Origin of the sequence: Rhodopirellula halodulae (genome assembly GCF_020966775.1) — a bacterium.
Classification (GTDB): domain Bacteria; phylum Planctomycetota; class Planctomycetia; order Pirellulales; family Pirellulaceae; genus Rhodopirellula; species Rhodopirellula halodulae.
This window is the reverse complement of the sequence record NZ_JAJKFV010000002.1, coordinates 255,061-270,631: the sequence shown is the minus strand read 5'-3', so window position 1 is coordinate 270,631 and position 15,571 is coordinate 255,061. Positions and strand designations below refer to the sequence as shown.

General features: G+C 56.0%; 10 protein-coding genes. 1 reads left to right on the top strand and 9 read right to left on the bottom strand.

Annotated elements, in window-relative coordinates; translation table 11 throughout:
• Window positions 1-74 precede the first annotated feature (74 nt).
• Complete coding sequence (locus LOC70_RS01615) at window positions 75-629, top strand: dihydrofolate reductase family protein (protein WP_230251510.1); 555 nt, start codon at window positions 75-77, stop codon at window positions 627-629.
• Here the strand turns inward: LOC70_RS01615 and LOC70_RS01610 are convergent.
• The 9 genes from LOC70_RS01610 to LOC70_RS01570 form a co-directional block, all read right to left on the bottom strand.
• Entirely contained in the window at window positions 626-1,261 is a 636-nt protein-coding gene (locus LOC70_RS01610) for a CatB-related O-acetyltransferase (protein WP_230251509.1), read from the bottom strand. The two genes, LOC70_RS01615 and LOC70_RS01610, sit on opposite strands and share 4 nt — an antisense overlap.
• Window positions 1,262-1,395: 134 nt before the next feature.
• Window positions 1,396-2,070: a rhombosortase gene (rrtA, locus tag LOC70_RS01605; protein ID WP_230251508.1), complete on the bottom strand. Its 675-nt coding sequence runs from the start codon at window positions 2,068-2,070 to the stop codon at window positions 1,396-1,398.
• Entirely contained in the window at window positions 2,070-4,382 is a 2,313-nt protein-coding gene (locus LOC70_RS01600) for a VIT domain-containing protein (RefSeq protein WP_230251507.1), read from the bottom strand. The genes rrtA and LOC70_RS01600 overlap by 1 nt, the downstream gene beginning before the upstream one ends.
• 247 nt (window positions 4,383-4,629) lie before the next feature.
• The gene (locus LOC70_RS01595) at window positions 4,630-5,739 is read right to left on the bottom strand and encodes an acetate/propionate family kinase (protein WP_230251506.1); all 1,110 of its coding nucleotides are present in this window, start codon (window positions 5,737-5,739) and stop codon (window positions 4,630-4,632) included.
• On the bottom strand, window positions 5,736-7,835 hold the full coding sequence (pta, locus tag LOC70_RS01590; RefSeq protein ID WP_315857193.1) for a phosphate acetyltransferase: 2,100 nt from the start codon (window positions 7,833-7,835) through the stop codon (window positions 5,736-5,738). Before pta ends, LOC70_RS01595 begins: the two co-directional genes overlap by 4 nt.
• Before the next feature lie 120 nt (window positions 7,836-7,955).
• Window positions 7,956-9,617, bottom strand: a complete 1,662-nt coding sequence (locus LOC70_RS01585) for an ExeM/NucH family extracellular endonuclease (protein WP_230251504.1) — start codon at window positions 9,615-9,617, stop codon at window positions 7,956-7,958.
• A 136-nt stretch (window positions 9,618-9,753) separates the two neighbouring features.
• Window positions 9,754-12,360, bottom strand: a complete 2,607-nt coding sequence (locus tag LOC70_RS01580) for a glycoside hydrolase family 3 C-terminal domain-containing protein (protein ID WP_230251503.1) — start codon at window positions 12,358-12,360, stop codon at window positions 9,754-9,756.
• 58 nt (window positions 12,361-12,418) lie between these two features.
• Window positions 12,419-14,458 carry an oligogalacturonate lyase family protein gene (locus tag LOC70_RS01575; protein WP_230251502.1) on the bottom strand — a complete coding sequence of 680 codons (2,040 nt, stop codon included), beginning with the start codon at window positions 14,456-14,458 and terminating at the stop codon, window positions 12,419-12,421.
• A 261-nt stretch (window positions 14,459-14,719) separates the two neighbouring features.
• Window positions 14,720-15,562, bottom strand: a complete 843-nt coding sequence (locus LOC70_RS01570; protein WP_230251501.1) for a hypothetical protein — start codon at window positions 15,560-15,562, stop codon at window positions 14,720-14,722.
• Between the last annotated feature and the right edge of the window lie 9 nt (window positions 15,563-15,571).

The window sequence follows — 15,571 nt, the reverse complement described above, 5'->3', positions numbered from 1 at the left end:
CGAACCAGAACTTCGCCAATTGGATAAGTCACGCTACAACCCGCGTTCATCTCGCCTCATCAACGGAATCGTTCATGTCAGCCGACGTCTCTGTGTTCATTGCCACCAGCCTCGACGGATTCATCGCTCGCAAAGACGGGGATCTTGATTGGCTCGATCAAGCCAATGCAACCGTGCCGGAAGGCGAGGATTGCGGCTACGCAGAATTCATGAAGTCTGTCGATGTGCTGGTGATGGGGCGCAACACCTACCAGAAAGTGCGAACGTTTGGTGCGTGGCCTTACGGCGAGACACCCGTTGTTGTGCTGAGCCAGAACACGATTGAGTTCCCTGAAGACTTTCCCAACTGCGTCACTCATTCCGCGGAATCACCAACGGATTTGCATCGTCGTCTGTCCGAGGAAGGTGCCAAGAAACTCTACATCGACGGCGGGATCACCATCCAGCGATTCCTGCGAGCGGGATTGATCAATGAAATGATCATCACGGCGATCCCCGTGTTGATCGGCGAGGGAATCCCACTGTTTGGACTGCTTGAGAAAGACATCTGGCTCACTCACCAAGATACTAAAATCTTTGACTGTGGTTTCGTGCAGTCGAAATATCGGGTGGACCAAGCCTCCAATTAGGCTTGGTCGATTTGCTTCAGTGCATCCAAGTCACAGCCGACGATCGCATCCACGTTGGCTTCGATACGCTCGACCGGCCAATTCCACCAGCAGATTTCCAACAATACCTGGATTGTTTCTTCATCAAATCGGCGTTTGACGCATTGGGCTGGGTTTCCCGCAACGATGGTGTAAGGAGCGACATCTTTGGCCACCACGCTGCGAGCCCCGATGATCGCACCGTCGCCGATGGTGACACCCGGCATCACCACGGCTTCCATTCCGATCCAAACGTCGTTGCCAATCACGGTGTCGCCTTTGCGACCGGGGATGTCAAACATCGCCTGGATTTCCTCGGGCGAGGTTCGCTCGTGCATCGTGAAGTTGTTGAACGGGTAAGTCGAAAATCCGCTCATGTTGTGATTCGCGGAGCTGGTAATCAGACGCACTCCGTGAGCAATTTGACAGAACTTTCCAATGACCAAACGTTCGAGGCTGAGCGGAAAAAGAAACGGTGCCAAAAAGCCAGCGTAGTCGTCGAGTTCCTCCAGATGACCGAAGTAAGTGAAGTCACCAATTTCCATCCGAGGATGGTCGATGACCTGGTTGAGTTGAACGACCGAACGGATTTCCGTTCCGTCCGCCAGAACCATGGGAAATTTTTTCTGAGGATTGAGCAATTGGATTCCTTTCTAACAATTCCGACGCGATGCCACTTTGTACAAGGACTGCATCGCAGAAACGCAACCGGCGACTTTTGATGATGACCTGACACCGCACTCACGTTTTAGGTTCGACCTTGTGGACGGAAGGATAGGCCAGCCAGTCCAGCGAAGGTTGCTCCGACCACGGCGCCACAGACGTGAGATTCGACCAGAGGTGTGAATCCATTGGCGTCAACGAACAGGATTTCCCCAGTGAACAGCTCGTAGCACAACTTGCCAACCAGCAAACACCCGCCGATGGACCAGATGGTAGCGGAAGATCGGTCTCGGTTCGAAAAGGCAAGCCGAATTTGATCCAACACGAACCAAGCAAAGAGTCCCGTGTCGATTCCACTGAGACCTCGGTAGCTAGTGACGTCTTGGCGACAAATCAGCAAGGTGCCGGAGATCACCAATGCCATCGCCGCGACGGCGATCGGAAATAGTTTTGAATGTCGGCGTTCACAGGCAGCGCCCAGGACAACAAACATCAGCAAGTCCCAGAACAAATGGCCCAATCCGAAATGAGCCAAATGACCGGTCATCAATCGCCACCATTGACCGGATCGGCAAGCAACATAGTCCAGTTGCAAGAAGGACGCGAAATCGGGAACCGCGAATGCGGCGATGGCAATCGTGGCGAGAATCATCGTGAGAGGAGATCGCCACCGTTCGCTGGCTTCCCGCTGGCACACCGAAAGCATCGGTGTGCCATTGGAACCAGAACGTGTTTGCGAAAGCGTCTGTCCAGCACTCATCAAACACGATCCTGTTGAGAGGAGCCTTCGGTGGCGTTGTCGTTTTCGGCTTGGTTTCGACGACGCCGCATCCAGGCGGCGGCTGCACCGCCGATCGAGACGAGTCCAGTGATGGGGCTGATGGGACCGCCTCCTCCGCCACCACCGCGATAGGGGCTGCCGCCGGATGATGGGATCGGAGTTGGCGTGTCCACCGCAGCGGGCATTTGGGCGGTTGGTGGCTGTGGGGTCGGAAGCTGGGCGGTTGCCTGCGTTGCAGGTTGATTGGTTCGAGGATTCACCCGCGATTGGCCGACTGATTTTTCGGTCATTCCTTCCGGCATCAGGCCGGGAACGTCCTCGGTGACGAGTTGTCCGGTCGGTGGTTCGCTGAGTGTTTGTTCCACCGCGACAAAGGACGTGTACTGGGTCATCAGTTGATGCTTCAGGCCCAACTCGGTGATTTCAGATCGTCCTTCAGGAGTCTCGTTGCCAATGTCGCGATTCCAAATTTGTCGGATCCGCTGGCGGGCCCAAACGGGACCGATGGAGTCGTGGGCGGATTCTTGTTCCGGAAGTTCCAGTTCCAGTTGCATCTGGACGGCGTGGCCTTGGACATTCCCTTTCAGCGTGATGGTTCCCGTCGCGGGCGTGTCGTATCTTCCCAGAACTACCAATGGCTTGCCCGCATACAAATCAGGCAAACGCGAAGGGGCGAGGTCTTTGATAGTCAACCCACCCCAATCGATTTGCAAGTCGGTCATGTAGGGTTGGCTGGTGAGTTCGTGAAAGCGTTTCGCGATGACGGTCGCGTTGTCTTGATTGGTCACCTGCATCGAGAACCCACGTCCGAGCTCTGCGGCACGTCCGATCAAGTAGTCGTTGGGGGCCGCGCCGAACGCGATGGGATAGACCCGAGCATCTTGGAATTCAGGTCGTCGCAGATATCCCAAGATGGAATGGTCGTCGCCAACCAACGCGTCGGTCATCAAAACCATGTAACGCGGTCGCGTGGACTCGTCCGCACGATCTCCCAATGCCAGTTGAAGGGCGGGGAGCAAGTTCGTGCCGCCTCCGGCACGTAAACGTCTGACGAACTGCTTTGCGGCGGTGATGTTCTCGGCGGTTGCCTCGCAGGCCTCGGTTCGAAAGGCGTTGGATTGGTTGTTGAACGAGATGACGCGGAAGCGATCGTTGGGATTGAGATGATCGAGCACATGGTCGGCGAACAAACGCAGTTGACTGATCGCGGGGCCGTTCATCGAACCGCTGGTGTCGAGGACCAGGATCACTTCTCGGGGAGTGATCTCCGTCGGCTCAATGTTCCACTTGGGTTGCAAGGCCAGCATGACATAGCCGTCCTCCGTCGCGGATTCGCGATGGGTCAGTGATGCAAGCGTGCTGTCGTTGCCAGCCAGGCGGTACTCGACCACAAAGTCTTTGTCAGCGATTGTGGATTGATTTTTCAGTGTTGCGACGGCATGAGTCTCCGACTTCTTTTCGATGTCGAGCTCGTGAGTCACCGCGACGACTTCTTGGATGGGCATCCCTCCGTCGATGTTCACGGTCACGAAAACATCGTTCCCGTTTCGCATGCCTTCGGGCAGAAAGTCGGGGGTGATGCGTGAGGCATCGGAAACTTGGTCGGTGTCATTGCCCCATCCGCGACCCACGTTGGGGCGACTCAAAGCGTTGCCGGGAATGAATCGAGGGCCGACGACCATGGGGAACCGAAAGACATAGCGGTCTTCATCGATGTCCAACGCATGCACGTATTCGATGTGCACGGTGACTTCGCCGTTGGCAGGAATGTTAGCGATGGATTGTGAGAACAGATTTGGGCGTTCTTGTTCCAGCAAAGCGGCTTTGCGTCCCTCGTCGCGAGCACTCTCGTATTCTTGTCGTGCCTGTTCGCGTCGTTTCACTTCGCCGACGATCACACGCTCGCCAATCTGGAATGAGTACGCGTCGACGGCACTGTTTTCGGGCAGTGGAAAGGCGTACAAGGCTTCCAACCGATCGGCGTAGGGGTTCTGGAAAACTTGAGAGACCCGAACGCGGGCCAGCACTCCCGAAATGTCTGCTTCCACGCGAGTTTCTTTGAGCGGAAAGCAGCGGTTGGCGTGGGTGTGACGCTGTTTTAGCTCTTCGAAGTCACCCTCCTCGATTTGCATCTGACCTTGAGTGACCGGAACTCCGCTCAAGACGGAGTACCCTGCGTTTGCCGACGATGTCAAAGCGAAGAGCGATGCCAAAACGGTGAAGGCGGCCGTGAATCCGGCGACCAGTCGCCATGGTTTTCGAAAGGTAGCTTGGAAGCCGTGAGCGTTCATGGGGGGCTCCGAGAGAGAGGGGGGAAGTCGATCTCTCTACCCAGATCCCGTCGTGTCCAATGCGAAGCGCTTTTGACCCAAATTTTCTTTAATGCGGCTGCAAAAAAACTCGGTGCGGCTGCAAAAATTTTGTGCGTTGCTCGCTATTCGCCACCCAAGCAACACACGCTGGTGAGCAAAACACTTCGCCAAGCAGTGCATCTCGCCAAGCACTTCAAATCGTTTCGCTGAACGCATGAAGACGCGATCAGAGCAACGTTTTTCGCACCAAACGCGCGATGGCGAGTTCTTCGTTAGTGGCGACCACCAATGTGCGAACCCTGGCGTTTTCTGATGAAAGGTCCGAGGGATCATCGCGACAGGTTTCGTTTTTCTGCGGACAAATGGATATTCCAAAATGCCCAAGCGATTGGCAAACCATTGCGCGAATTTCGGTGGAGTGCTGGCCAACGCCCGCCGTGAACACGAGTGCGTCCAATCCTCCCAACACGGCGATGTAGCTGCCGATGGTCTTGACGATTCGCCGAACATAAATGTCGATGGCCAAGGTGGCGGCTGGGTCACCGGTTTGTCGGCGGCCAAGGACGGCACGCATGTCCGGTTCGCCGCACAGCCCAAACAGCCCACTTCGTCGATTCAATGCGTCGCGGACGTCGCTGGGCGACAGACCCGCGTGTTCGGTCATGTGCAAGACCACCGCCGGATCCAGGTCTCCTGATCGTGACGCCATCACCAACCCTTCCAACGGTGTCATGCCCATGGAGGTGTCGATGGCTCGTCCGCCGATGGATGCGGTGGCACTGGCTCCGCCGCCCAGGTGCAACGAAATGATTTTGGTTTGTTCGTGGCCACCCAAAAAATCGATTGCTTTTTGAGTCACAAATTGGTGGGAAGTCCCGTGAAATCCGTAGCGGCGAACGGCGTGTTCGCTGTACCAGTCTTCTGGCACCGCATAGCGATAGGCCGCCGGCGAAAGGCTGGCAAAATAGGACGTGTCAAACACGAGGACTTGCGGAGCCGTCATCTTTGTCAATCCTTCCGCGACCGCGCGGGCGGATGGATTGTGCAAAGGAGCAAGAGTGTCCAGCGTCTTCAAACGCGTCAAGACTTCCGCTGTGGCAACGGTCGGTTCGGGAAACAAACTTCCGCCCTGCACGATCCGGTGGCCAATCGCATGAACATTCTGCAATCCGACGTTTTGGATGGCATCTTCCGCTGCAATCAAATGGTTGATCGCATCGCCACCGGGTTGTCCGATTCGATCCAACAATCCGGAAGCGATGGTGTCTTCTGTTTCCGAATCGATGCAAGCGTATTTCAGCGTGGTGCTGCCGACGTTGAAAACCAAAACGTTCATTCGCTCACCATCTGAGCTTGGATGGCCGTGATTGCGACCGTGTTGACGATATCGGGAACGGTGCAACCTCGGGAAAGATCGTTGACCGGTTTATTCAACCCCTGCAGGACCGGACCAATTGCGATGGCACCGGCGGAACGCTGGACGGCTTTGTAAAGATTGTTGCCTGTGTTCAAGTCGGGAAACACCAACACCGTCGCTTTGCCCGCCACGGGGTTGTCGGGCAGTTTCGTCGCAGCGACATCAGGATCCACTGCCGCGTCGTATTGCAAAGGCCCCTCCACGGCCAGATCCGGTCGTCGCGAACGCACCATTGCGGTGGCTTCACGGACTTTGTTGACGTCCTCGCCTTGTCCGCTTTCGCCGGTGGAGTACGACAGCATCGCAATTCGTGGCTCAATGCCAAATTGAGCGGCCGTTTCCGCGCTGCTGATGGCGATTTCTGTTAATTGCTCTGCGGTCGGATTGGGGATGACCGCACAATCCCCGTAGACCAAGACGCCTTCTTTCAAACACATCAAAAACACACTGCTGACCACGTTGACGTCGGGGCGGGTGCGAATGAATTCGAACGCTGGGCGAATGGTATTGGCGGTTGTGTGAACGGCGCCGGACACCAATCCACCCGCCATCCCGCGGTGAACCAACATGGTGCCAAAGTAGGTGACATCGATCATTCGATCGCGAGCGATGTCGAAGGTCACCCCTTTGTGCTGACGCAATTGATAGTATTCGCTTGCGAAGGAATCACGCAGAGGACTGGTGGCTGGGTCGATGATATGCAGTCCGTCACCGGGAAGCATGACGCCTGACCTAGCCGCCGCGGCCGAGATTTCGTTTGGGTTGCCCAGCAAGATCACATCAGTGACATCACGTCGACGCAAAACATCAACGGCTTGCAGAATGCGTGGTTCGGTCGCTTCGGGAAGAACGATTTTGACGCGTTGCTGCCGCGCTCTTTGGATCAGCGAGTGTTCAAACAACATGGGCGTGATGTGCGGAACCACCGGGGCTTTCAAACGTTCCGCAAGAGAATCCGTATCGACATGTCGCTCAAAAACTCCAATCGCGGATTCGATTTTACGTGGCGAGTGCTCCCCAATTTCGGCCCGTACTTCAGCGGCCTTGGAAGCAACCGTGTAAGTGTCTTCCGTGGCCATCAAAATCGGCAACGCGTTCGCATTTTCCACCAAGCGACGCACGGAAGGCGGCGGGGTGATTCCTCCGGTCAGAATCACGGCCGCGGGCGATGGCCCGTCGGGTTGAGAACAAGCCAGCACACAGCCAATCAAGATGTCGCTGCGATCACCCGGAGTCATCACCAACGCTGCATTCGCGAGACGTTCTAAGAAGCCCGGCAGTTGCATCGCGGCGACCTTGCGGACGGCGACTTCGCGGTCCAAGGAAGAATCATCGCCGGAAACAAGTTTCGCGTTGATCCCAGTCTGAATTTCGCGAACGGTTGGTTGACGTAGCAGCGGTTCCTCTGGCAACAGGTACAGAGGTGCTTTCGAGTTCAGTTTTGATGTCGTCACCGCGGCCTGCAGCGCCATGGATTGGGTGTTGGGGACTTGGTTGATGATCGTGGCGATCAACTGCGCCCCTCGGTCAACAAAACTCTCGTTGCCGATCAACACCGATTGAACGCACTCGTCAACGGTACGGTCGCCCATCGCGTAAACCGAAAGAACGCGTGCACCGATGTTGGCCGCGATATCGGCGTTCAGTTCAAACTCCAGCTCAGGGGCGAGCCCTTGGTAGCTGGTGCCTTCGACAACGACGAAGTCCGCTTTGACTTCCAATTGTTTGAATTTTTGTTGAATCAGCTGGATCAGATCGCTGTAGCGATCCGCCGCTAACATCTGCCTGGCTTGCGTTCGAGTCACACCGCACATTTCTTCTGTGGGCGTTGTGATGCCATATCGGGAACGCATCATGCGAATGCTTTGGTCTTGATCGGATCCCAACCGCACGACGGGGCGAAAGAAAGCCACGCGACCGAAACGGCGAGCCGCCAATTCCATCATGCCGAGCGCCACCATGCGTTTGCCAGTGGCATTGCTGTTGGTGCCGATGTAAACGCTGCGCTGAATCATGGGGTTTGCCATGCCATTGCTATGGGGGCCGTGTCATCCAAGTCACGAAGCCGTCAACCTAGACTCCGGCGGTGGCTGCGGCAACAGATGGCGTTTCCATGTCGAAGTATTGGCATCGGTTCAGTCACCAATGCCAATGAGCACCGGATCATGATCGGAACTGCGATAGGGATCTTCGCGAAAGAGCTCGCTGGGATTGTATTCTTGGTTGTAATCCAGCGACCGCGGTTCGTCGGCGTTGATGTGCCACGCGGCAACCCCGGTGACTGAGTTCGCAAGCGCTGGGGTGGCAAATGCATGGTCCAAGCTGCCGGCTTGGCCATAGTAGACGTAAGAGTAACTGCCGGAGTCTGTTTCAGACGCGCGTTGGTGCTCATGAAGATCGATCAATCCCATCGCACGCAGGGCATCCACCGGATCTTCTTGTTGATAAGCGTTGAAGTCGCCAATGATCAGCACGCGTGGTTCTTGTTCGTCAACCTTCAAGGAGCGAACGAAGTCAGTGATCGCAAGCGACTGGGCTCGCCGACTCGCGTTGTATGCGCCCTGGCCATCACCTTTGTTCTGATTCGCTTTGGGCGCGTTGCTGGCGCCGCCTTTGGATTTGAAATGGTTGACGACCACGGTGAATGGATCGCCGCCCGAGACCGCTTGGCCCGAGACCGCTTGGCCCGAGACCGCTTGGCCCGAGACCGCTTGGAATGTCTGCACGATTGGCGTGCGTGCCACGCCAAATGCATCGTCACGAATCATGGTCACGTCGCCGATCGTGGAGACTCGGTCGGAACGGTAAATCATTCCAACACGGATGGCGTCGTTGCCGCCCGGAGCCTTCGCAAACCCGTCTGGCAATCCGCAGCCGCGAAAGATTTCTTGGCCGATGGCTTGGTTCAATGCGTCCACCAAACGTTGTTCCGCTTCGAGGTTGTTTTCCAGTTCCATCAGGCCGATCACGTCGGCTTTGAGGGCGATCATCGCGGAGACAATTTTGGCTTCTTGACGCTGCAGTTCCGCATAGGAATCCGCACCCCGCGCGTTGTTGTTGCCATCGTCGATGGTGGTGAAATAGTTTAGCACGTTGAAGCTCGCCACCGTCACCTCCGCGTTGCCCACGTCCGGTCGAGGTGGTCGAGGTGCGGGAGTCCAGTTCAAAGGCTGATCCGCAACGAGTAGCAGTTTGCTGCCGGCAAGAACGACCTTCCCCGAGACATCTTTGATGGTCGAACCCAGACGCACGGTCGCCAAGCCGCCTCCGAGATTCGGAAACAGTTTCGGTGGAAAGATGTTTTGCTCGGCCGAGCCATCATCCAGCGTGATGGTGGCGGTGTCGTTGAGTTTTTGGGCTTGGGTGACCTGAGCGACATTGTTTCCGCCTTCGTAGGAATTCAGCTTGGGATCCTTGTCGTTGGGATCGACAATGCTGGTCGGAACGTAAAGTCGTTCGCGAGCAACATCGACTTGTCCTCGGCGGATCAAGTTGTAGGTGTCCACGATGGTCAAATCGCCCCGCACGATGACGCGTTTACCAACCAGTGAATCCCAGTCGATTTCGTTCAGTGCGCCATCGATCACGATCGCGTCAGCCGAAGGACGGAACGATGGGGTGTCTGCGATTGCTGAATCGGTCGAAGCGATCGGTTCAACGTTTGTCTTGGCTGGTTCCGCCACCGACTCGGGCTTCGCGACGGGGTTGGAGGCGGGTTTGCACCCCACTACGAGCAACAAGCCCACCAACCATCGGATTGACGCGGTGGTCAAAAGGAAACGTCGCGAAGCTGTCATGGGAAAGTGGCGGCAAGAGTGTGCGGATCAGTGATGGTCACTGATCCTATCGAAATCGATCTGCCGAACGAACCCACGAACGATGTCAGGGGACGTATCACAACAGCTTCTTCACATTTTGCAATCCGTTGCAAGTTCACTCGCCAGCGGGTACCCGGAATTCACTTTTCGATCGAATGTCCTGGGAAGAGCTGCCCACCAACACTTCGTAGCGTCCCGGTTTGACCACGAAATCATCCACGGAGGAATCGAAACGGGAGATGTGTTTGGGGGAAAGTTCAAAGTGGACACGTTGAGTCGCACCGGAATTCATTTCGACACGGGTGAATCCTGCAAGTCGGAGCTTGGGGTCGTCACTCGAGGAGTCGATTGATCGGACGTAAAGCTGCACGATCTCATCTCCCTGTCGATCGCCGGTGTTTTGAACTTCTAAATTGATAGACAGTGATTCGTCGGCACTGAGCGTGGTTTGATCGAGCGATAGGTCGCCATACTCAAAGTTGGTGTAACTCAGCCCATGCCCAAACGCAAAAAGTGGTTCTCCTCGCAGGTGCATGTATGTGAACCCCGCGTCGATGTTGTATTCATCCAGTGGCGGAACCTGTGACTCCGATGCGTAAACCGTGTGGGGAAGTTTGCCCGATGGGTTGGTGGCACCAAAGAGTACCTCGGCGATCGCTGTGCCGCCTTCTTCACCGCCCCACCATGCCTGCAGAATCGCGGCGTTGTTTTGTTTGATCCAAGGGACTGTCAGTGGACCGGCGCTCTTGAGCACCACAACGCTTCGCGGGTTGGCCTCGATCACCTTTTGGACCAACTTCAATTGTTCGCCGGGCAGACCCAGCGTCGTGCGGTCGCGTTCTTCTTGTTCGACGCTTTGGTCCGTTCCGACAAACAAGATTGCAACATCCGAATTCGCGGCGAGATTCACCGCTTCTTGAATTGGATCTCGTTTCGGTTTCGCCCGGCCGGTTTGAACGGCGACCGATTCAATCTCAATGGTTTGATTGGTGGAACCCTTCAAATGCAATTGGTCAAAGTGGCCAGAGAAACCTTGGCTGGCGGCTTGCTTGCCGACCGATGTAAGACGGATTGTGTGCTCGCCCGCGGTCAGTTCGATGGTCCCCAAGGAGGCCACCAAGCCATAACGTTCCTCCGCCTCGAACATATCGATGGGCTGTCCCACATCATTGCCATCCACGCTGAGTTGGAATTGCCCGCGAGTGGGATAGCTTTTGTAACGCAGTTCAAACGCATGTTTGCCATCGGCATCCACCTCGATGGGGAACTCCGCGAAATCGCCCACAGAACGAGCGTCCAGCTTCAGGCTGCGGCCGCTGCTGAAGCCTCGCTCTTGATCGATTTGGGTAGGAACACCGTCTTTGGGGCCAGTGACCGTGGTTCCGCGAGCATGCGCGACTTTCACTTGGTCGCCCAGGAAACGTTGAATACCGGCCAGAGGTGTCACCAGGTTTTCATGCCTTCCGTTGTAATTGTTGAGAACCACTCGATCCGCCAATGGCCCGATGACGGCGACTCGCTTCAGTTCTTCCTGGTCGAGAGGCAGTGCCGATTCTTTGTTCTGAAGCAGGACGATTGATTTACGTGCGACGTCCAACGCTACCCTCCGATGAGCCTCGCCACCGATGATTTCCGGAGAGAGGTTGTGATAGGCAACACTTTCCGGCGGATCAAATTCTCCCAATCGAAAACGGACGGTGAGCACGCGACGAACTGCGTCGTTCAATCGTTCCTCGGTGATCTTGCCTTCTTGCAAAGCGAGTGGGATGTAACGCTCGTATTCGGGTCCCGAAAAGTCACATCCTGCCATCAATGATTTCGCAACCGCATCGACATAGGACATTCGTTTCTGTTCGTGGCCGTTGACCATCGTTCGAACGCCTCCCAAGTCGGAAACCACGAATCCGGAGTGGTTCCAGCGATTCTTCAGAACGTCGGTCAGCAACCAATGATTGATGTTGTTTGGCGTTCCATTGATCGCGTTGTAACTGGCCATCAACGAACAAGCACCGGCTTCCACCACCGAGTCGCGGAAGTGAGGCAGCCAGTAGTCGTGAAGCATTTCCTCCGAAACGCTCGCGTCCAGACTGAATCGTTGCGTTTCCACATTGTTGACGGCGTAGTGCTTGAGTGTTGCCGCCGTCTTCAAGTGCCGTGGGTCATCGCCCTGCAAGCCACGTACGTACGCGACACCCATTCGACCCGTCAGATACGGATCTTCACCAAAGGCTTCATGATTGCGACCCCAATACGGATTTCGGCCGATGTTGATCACCGGAGCGCGATAGATCAGGCCTTTATGTTGCGATTTGATCTCGGGAGATTGCTGCCATTGGTTGTAGATCGCGCGGGCTTCGTCCGACATGACTCTTGCGATGTCGTTTTGGACGAGCTCCGTGTCCCAAGTTGCTGCCATGGCAATGCAAACTGGGAACAAAGTTGTGGGGCGGTCCCACTGAACACCGTTCAAACATTGGTTCCATTTGTCACTTCGCAGACCAAAGCGTTTCAGTGCAGGGCCGTTGTGGTTGAGTGCGATGGCTTTCTCTTCCACCGTCATCCGCTGCAGCAGGTCAGCAACCCTTTGTTCGACCGGCAGATCCACATTCAGATAGTTCGGATTCTCTTTTGCCAATGGGACCGATAGCGGGTCCGGTTCTTGGCCGCCTAACGGGCGAAACAGGAGGCAAGCGAATAAAACACACAGAAAACGGAGGAGCATCTGATTGACCTGAAAAAGGGGAACGAAATCAATGAATTAGAGCCGAAACCACGTGAGATCATTTAGCTGTTGGCGGATTCGCCTTTTCGTTGTCTTGACGAAGGTGCTTTGCCAATTCGGGGACCTGAGTGCGAATTCCTTCGACCACACATGCCGCGTTGACCTCGGCACCCTCTCGCGTTGTGTGCGTCCAATCGTCGGCGGTGAAGTAATCGCGATCGACTTTCTTCGCGCCAACCGCTTCGTAGTGTTGCGAAACGATTTCGTTCAGATCGATGTAGAGAGCGCCAGCTTGTTTGGCGGCTTGCTGTGCCCACAGGCCGTAGTCTTTGTCGGAGCGAATGACACGGCCTTCGTCCCATCGGTCGCGTGGAACTTGGGACAAAACGATTGGGATCGCCCCTTTTGCTTTTGCATCGGCGATGTACTTCCTCAGGTACCAACCAAAGCTGTGGACGGTTTCTTCTTTGCCCGTAGCTTCGACGACGCCGTCCTCGGTCTCATCACCATTGCCTTTGATCGAAGCTCGGGGGCGGTCGCCGCGAAACATTTGACCACCATCGTTGTGCCCGAACTGCATCATGACGAAGTCACCTTCTCGCAGGCGTTCAAGCGATTTTTGCCAGAGTCCCTCGGTCAAGTACGAGCGACTGCTGCGGCCACCCAAAGCTCGGTTCTCGATTTCGATTTGGTCGGTATCGAAGTGTTCGGACAAGACCTGACCCCAGCCGAACAAACCCGAGTCGCCTTTGCCGCTGCCGTTCTTCACCGTTGAGTCGCCGATCAGCACCAACCTTGGCTTGTCTCGGGGCTTCTCGATGGTCGCTGAGCGGTCAGAAACGGTTTGCTCGGCTTGCACATTAACCATGTAGACATGGCGTTCACCGTGCATGTTGGATCGAAAGACAATCCACTTCCCGTCCGGAGTGAACGTGACATTGGGTTCCAAGTCGTAATCATGATCCGCAAGATTGACCAAACGTTCCGCGATGAATTCACCCGATTTGGCGGCCTCACCGCTCACGGCGGCCTCCGTGAACGAATCGCTGGGACGAAACAGGTAGATCCACTGTCCGTTGCCGGGCGGATTCAACCGTCGCTTTTCGGGCAACGGTGTTTGGTTGGCCACGCTGTTGGGGCCGCCGCCGTCGCCGGCGAAGAGCTTGCCGTCTCTCGAAACGTTGTAGTGCACCGACCATTCTTCGCGTTTGAGTCGATAGCGAATGCGCTCGCCGGTCTCGACATTCACACCCGCCAACCAGAACTGTTCAGCTCTTGGGGTTTGCAAGTCGTACCAAACCCACTTTCCATCGGCTCCGAAGAACTCATGTCCCGCGATGTCGTAACGTTGCTGGCGTGTGTGCATGAGCCGAGCGTCGTCACTGCCAAAGCGAACGGTCCAAACACGGTCGACGTCCTGCCAAATGCCTTCGTGACAAAACAAACCCAGGTTGGGATCGGTTGGTGAACACTGCAAGTGATTCAGCCAAGCTTTGGCAGGATGAAAGGTGTTGATCTCGCCGGTCGCAACGTCGGCCGTGAACAACTTCATGGATCGGTCCGTCGATCGTTGGCGGTTCCGACCACGGTCGCGTGAGCGAGGCCGTTCGCCGGGCGAAAATTCGCGGATGGTTCCGAACAGCAGCGTTTCATCGGCGTTCACACCGTTGAAGCTGGCTCCTCTTGGTAGCACAACCAAATCGTCGGTCTCGCCCGTATCCACATGGGTGCGGCGTACCAGCGTTCCTTCCTCTGATCGCGTCGCATAGTAAACGTGTCGAGACTTTCGGCCCATCTCGACACCGCTGCTGCCGCCCATACGGTAGTTTTGCCGCGGCACCACGACTTTCAATTCTCTCGTCGCGAGATCGACGGTTTCCAATCCACGCGGGGTGGAGATCAGTAGTTTGTCACCTTCCGGCGTGTAGGCGTTTTGATGAAAGTACATGCTGGCACTGCCGGGATCGTTCGACAAACGAATCACTCGGTGGCCGGTTTGAGGATCAATCCAATCACGGGGAGGTTCATCGGCGAAACATAGCGAGCCGACGAGGCAACACCCCCATGTCAACAAGTGACGCAGTGGTTGATGGAACATGGTTTGGATGTAGAGGCGGGAGGGATGGGTGGGGAGGACTCGCTAGCCAACGATTGAACACCCAAGCGTTCAGCCTCACGACCAGCGGTCGGTGTCGATGGTAGCCAAAGGGAATCACCTTCGCCCACGATGAGGGCGGGTTCCGCGACGTAAGTGCGGATTTATGGCTGAGAAAGAAAGATATGTCAGCCGAATTGAGAAATCGCGTTGGTGGGATTGGCCGTTAAAGGCGATCGCCGATGCAGATGGCGAGCGTCAGGTTCAGTCGACGTAGCCGGCCTGAATGAAGTGCGTCGCAGCTTCTCGAAAGGGTGGATCCCAACCAAGTTCTTGCAGCAGGTCACGACGCTTCTTCAGATACCATTTCGGATCGATGAACGCTTTGTTGGCTTCCAGCAACTCCAACGCTCGGCCCTTCGCACCCGATCGACGAAGCATGCGATCATCCAGCAGGATGAACTCGGTTCGGCTTTCGCCGGTGAGTTTCAACAAGCTGTCATGGGCGGCGATCAAGTGTTGTTCATAGAGAATGGGGTCCGCGATGGGCCATGCTTCGCGGACAGTCGGAAGTTCTCGATACGCCAAGGCTCGACCCAACCGATACCGAGCGTGAGCGAGCACCCATCCGGTCGTGGATGGGAAACGCAACTGTTCATCGGTCAATGCAGTCGTGAGTTCCCGTTCGTACTTTTTCGCGAGTGGAATGATCTGACGCAAGTTTTCTTTGCGTTCGTCGTCGGTGTCGACTGCGTGCAACGACGATTGCAGGGAGGTCAGCCGTTGCCAATTCTCCTTCGAGATGTTGGCTGGTCGTTCCATTCCCTTCAGCAACGGCTCCATCACCAATTCCGACTCATCGGGTGCGGACTCGGGCGCCGATGGCATCTCGCCAGGCGACCAACGACGTAGCCAAGATTGACGCGCGGCAAACTCCAATCGCTGCTCATCGGTTTCGGCTTGTTCCATCCGCGAAGCGACGGTTGCGAGTTGCTGACTTCGCCACCGCGCAGCCTGCGTTTGACCCTCGTCCGCCACAGCCATCAACGGTGCCGTGATCAACAGCAAGACGGAAACAAGGTGACGGGCCGAAGCTTGCAAATTCACGGGCACGAA

Excerpts from the sequence above, each read along its gene's own strand:
- LOC70_RS01615 (WP_230251510.1), top strand. The coding sequence starts at position 75 with ATGTCAGCCGACGTCTCTGTGTTCATTGCCACCAGCCTCGACGGATTC.
- LOC70_RS01600 (WP_230251507.1), bottom strand. The coding sequence starts at position 4,382 with ATGAACGCTCACGGCTTCCAAGCTACCTTTCGAAAACCATGGCGACTG.
- LOC70_RS01575 (WP_230251502.1), bottom strand. The coding sequence starts at position 14,458 with ATGTTCCATCAACCACTGCGTCACTTGTTGACATGGGGGTGTTGCCTC.
- LOC70_RS01610 (WP_230251509.1), bottom strand. The coding sequence starts at position 1,261 with ATGGTTCTGGCGGACGGAACGGAAATCCGTTCGGTCGTTCAACTCAAC.
- pta (WP_315857193.1), bottom strand. The coding sequence starts at position 7,835 with ATGATTCAGCGCAGCGTTTACATCGGCACCAACAGCAATGCCACTGGC.
- LOC70_RS01580 (WP_230251503.1), bottom strand. The coding sequence starts at position 12,360 with ATGCTCCTCCGTTTTCTGTGTGTTTTATTCGCTTGCCTCCTGTTTCGC.
- LOC70_RS01595 (WP_230251506.1), bottom strand. The coding sequence starts at position 5,739 with ATGAACGTTTTGGTTTTCAACGTCGGCAGCACCACGCTGAAATACGCT.
- rrtA (WP_230251508.1), bottom strand. The coding sequence starts at position 2,070 with ATGAGTGCTGGACAGACGCTTTCGCAAACACGTTCTGGTTCCAATGGC.
- LOC70_RS01585 (WP_230251504.1), bottom strand. The coding sequence starts at position 9,617 with ATGACAGCTTCGCGACGTTTCCTTTTGACCACCGCGTCAATCCGATGG.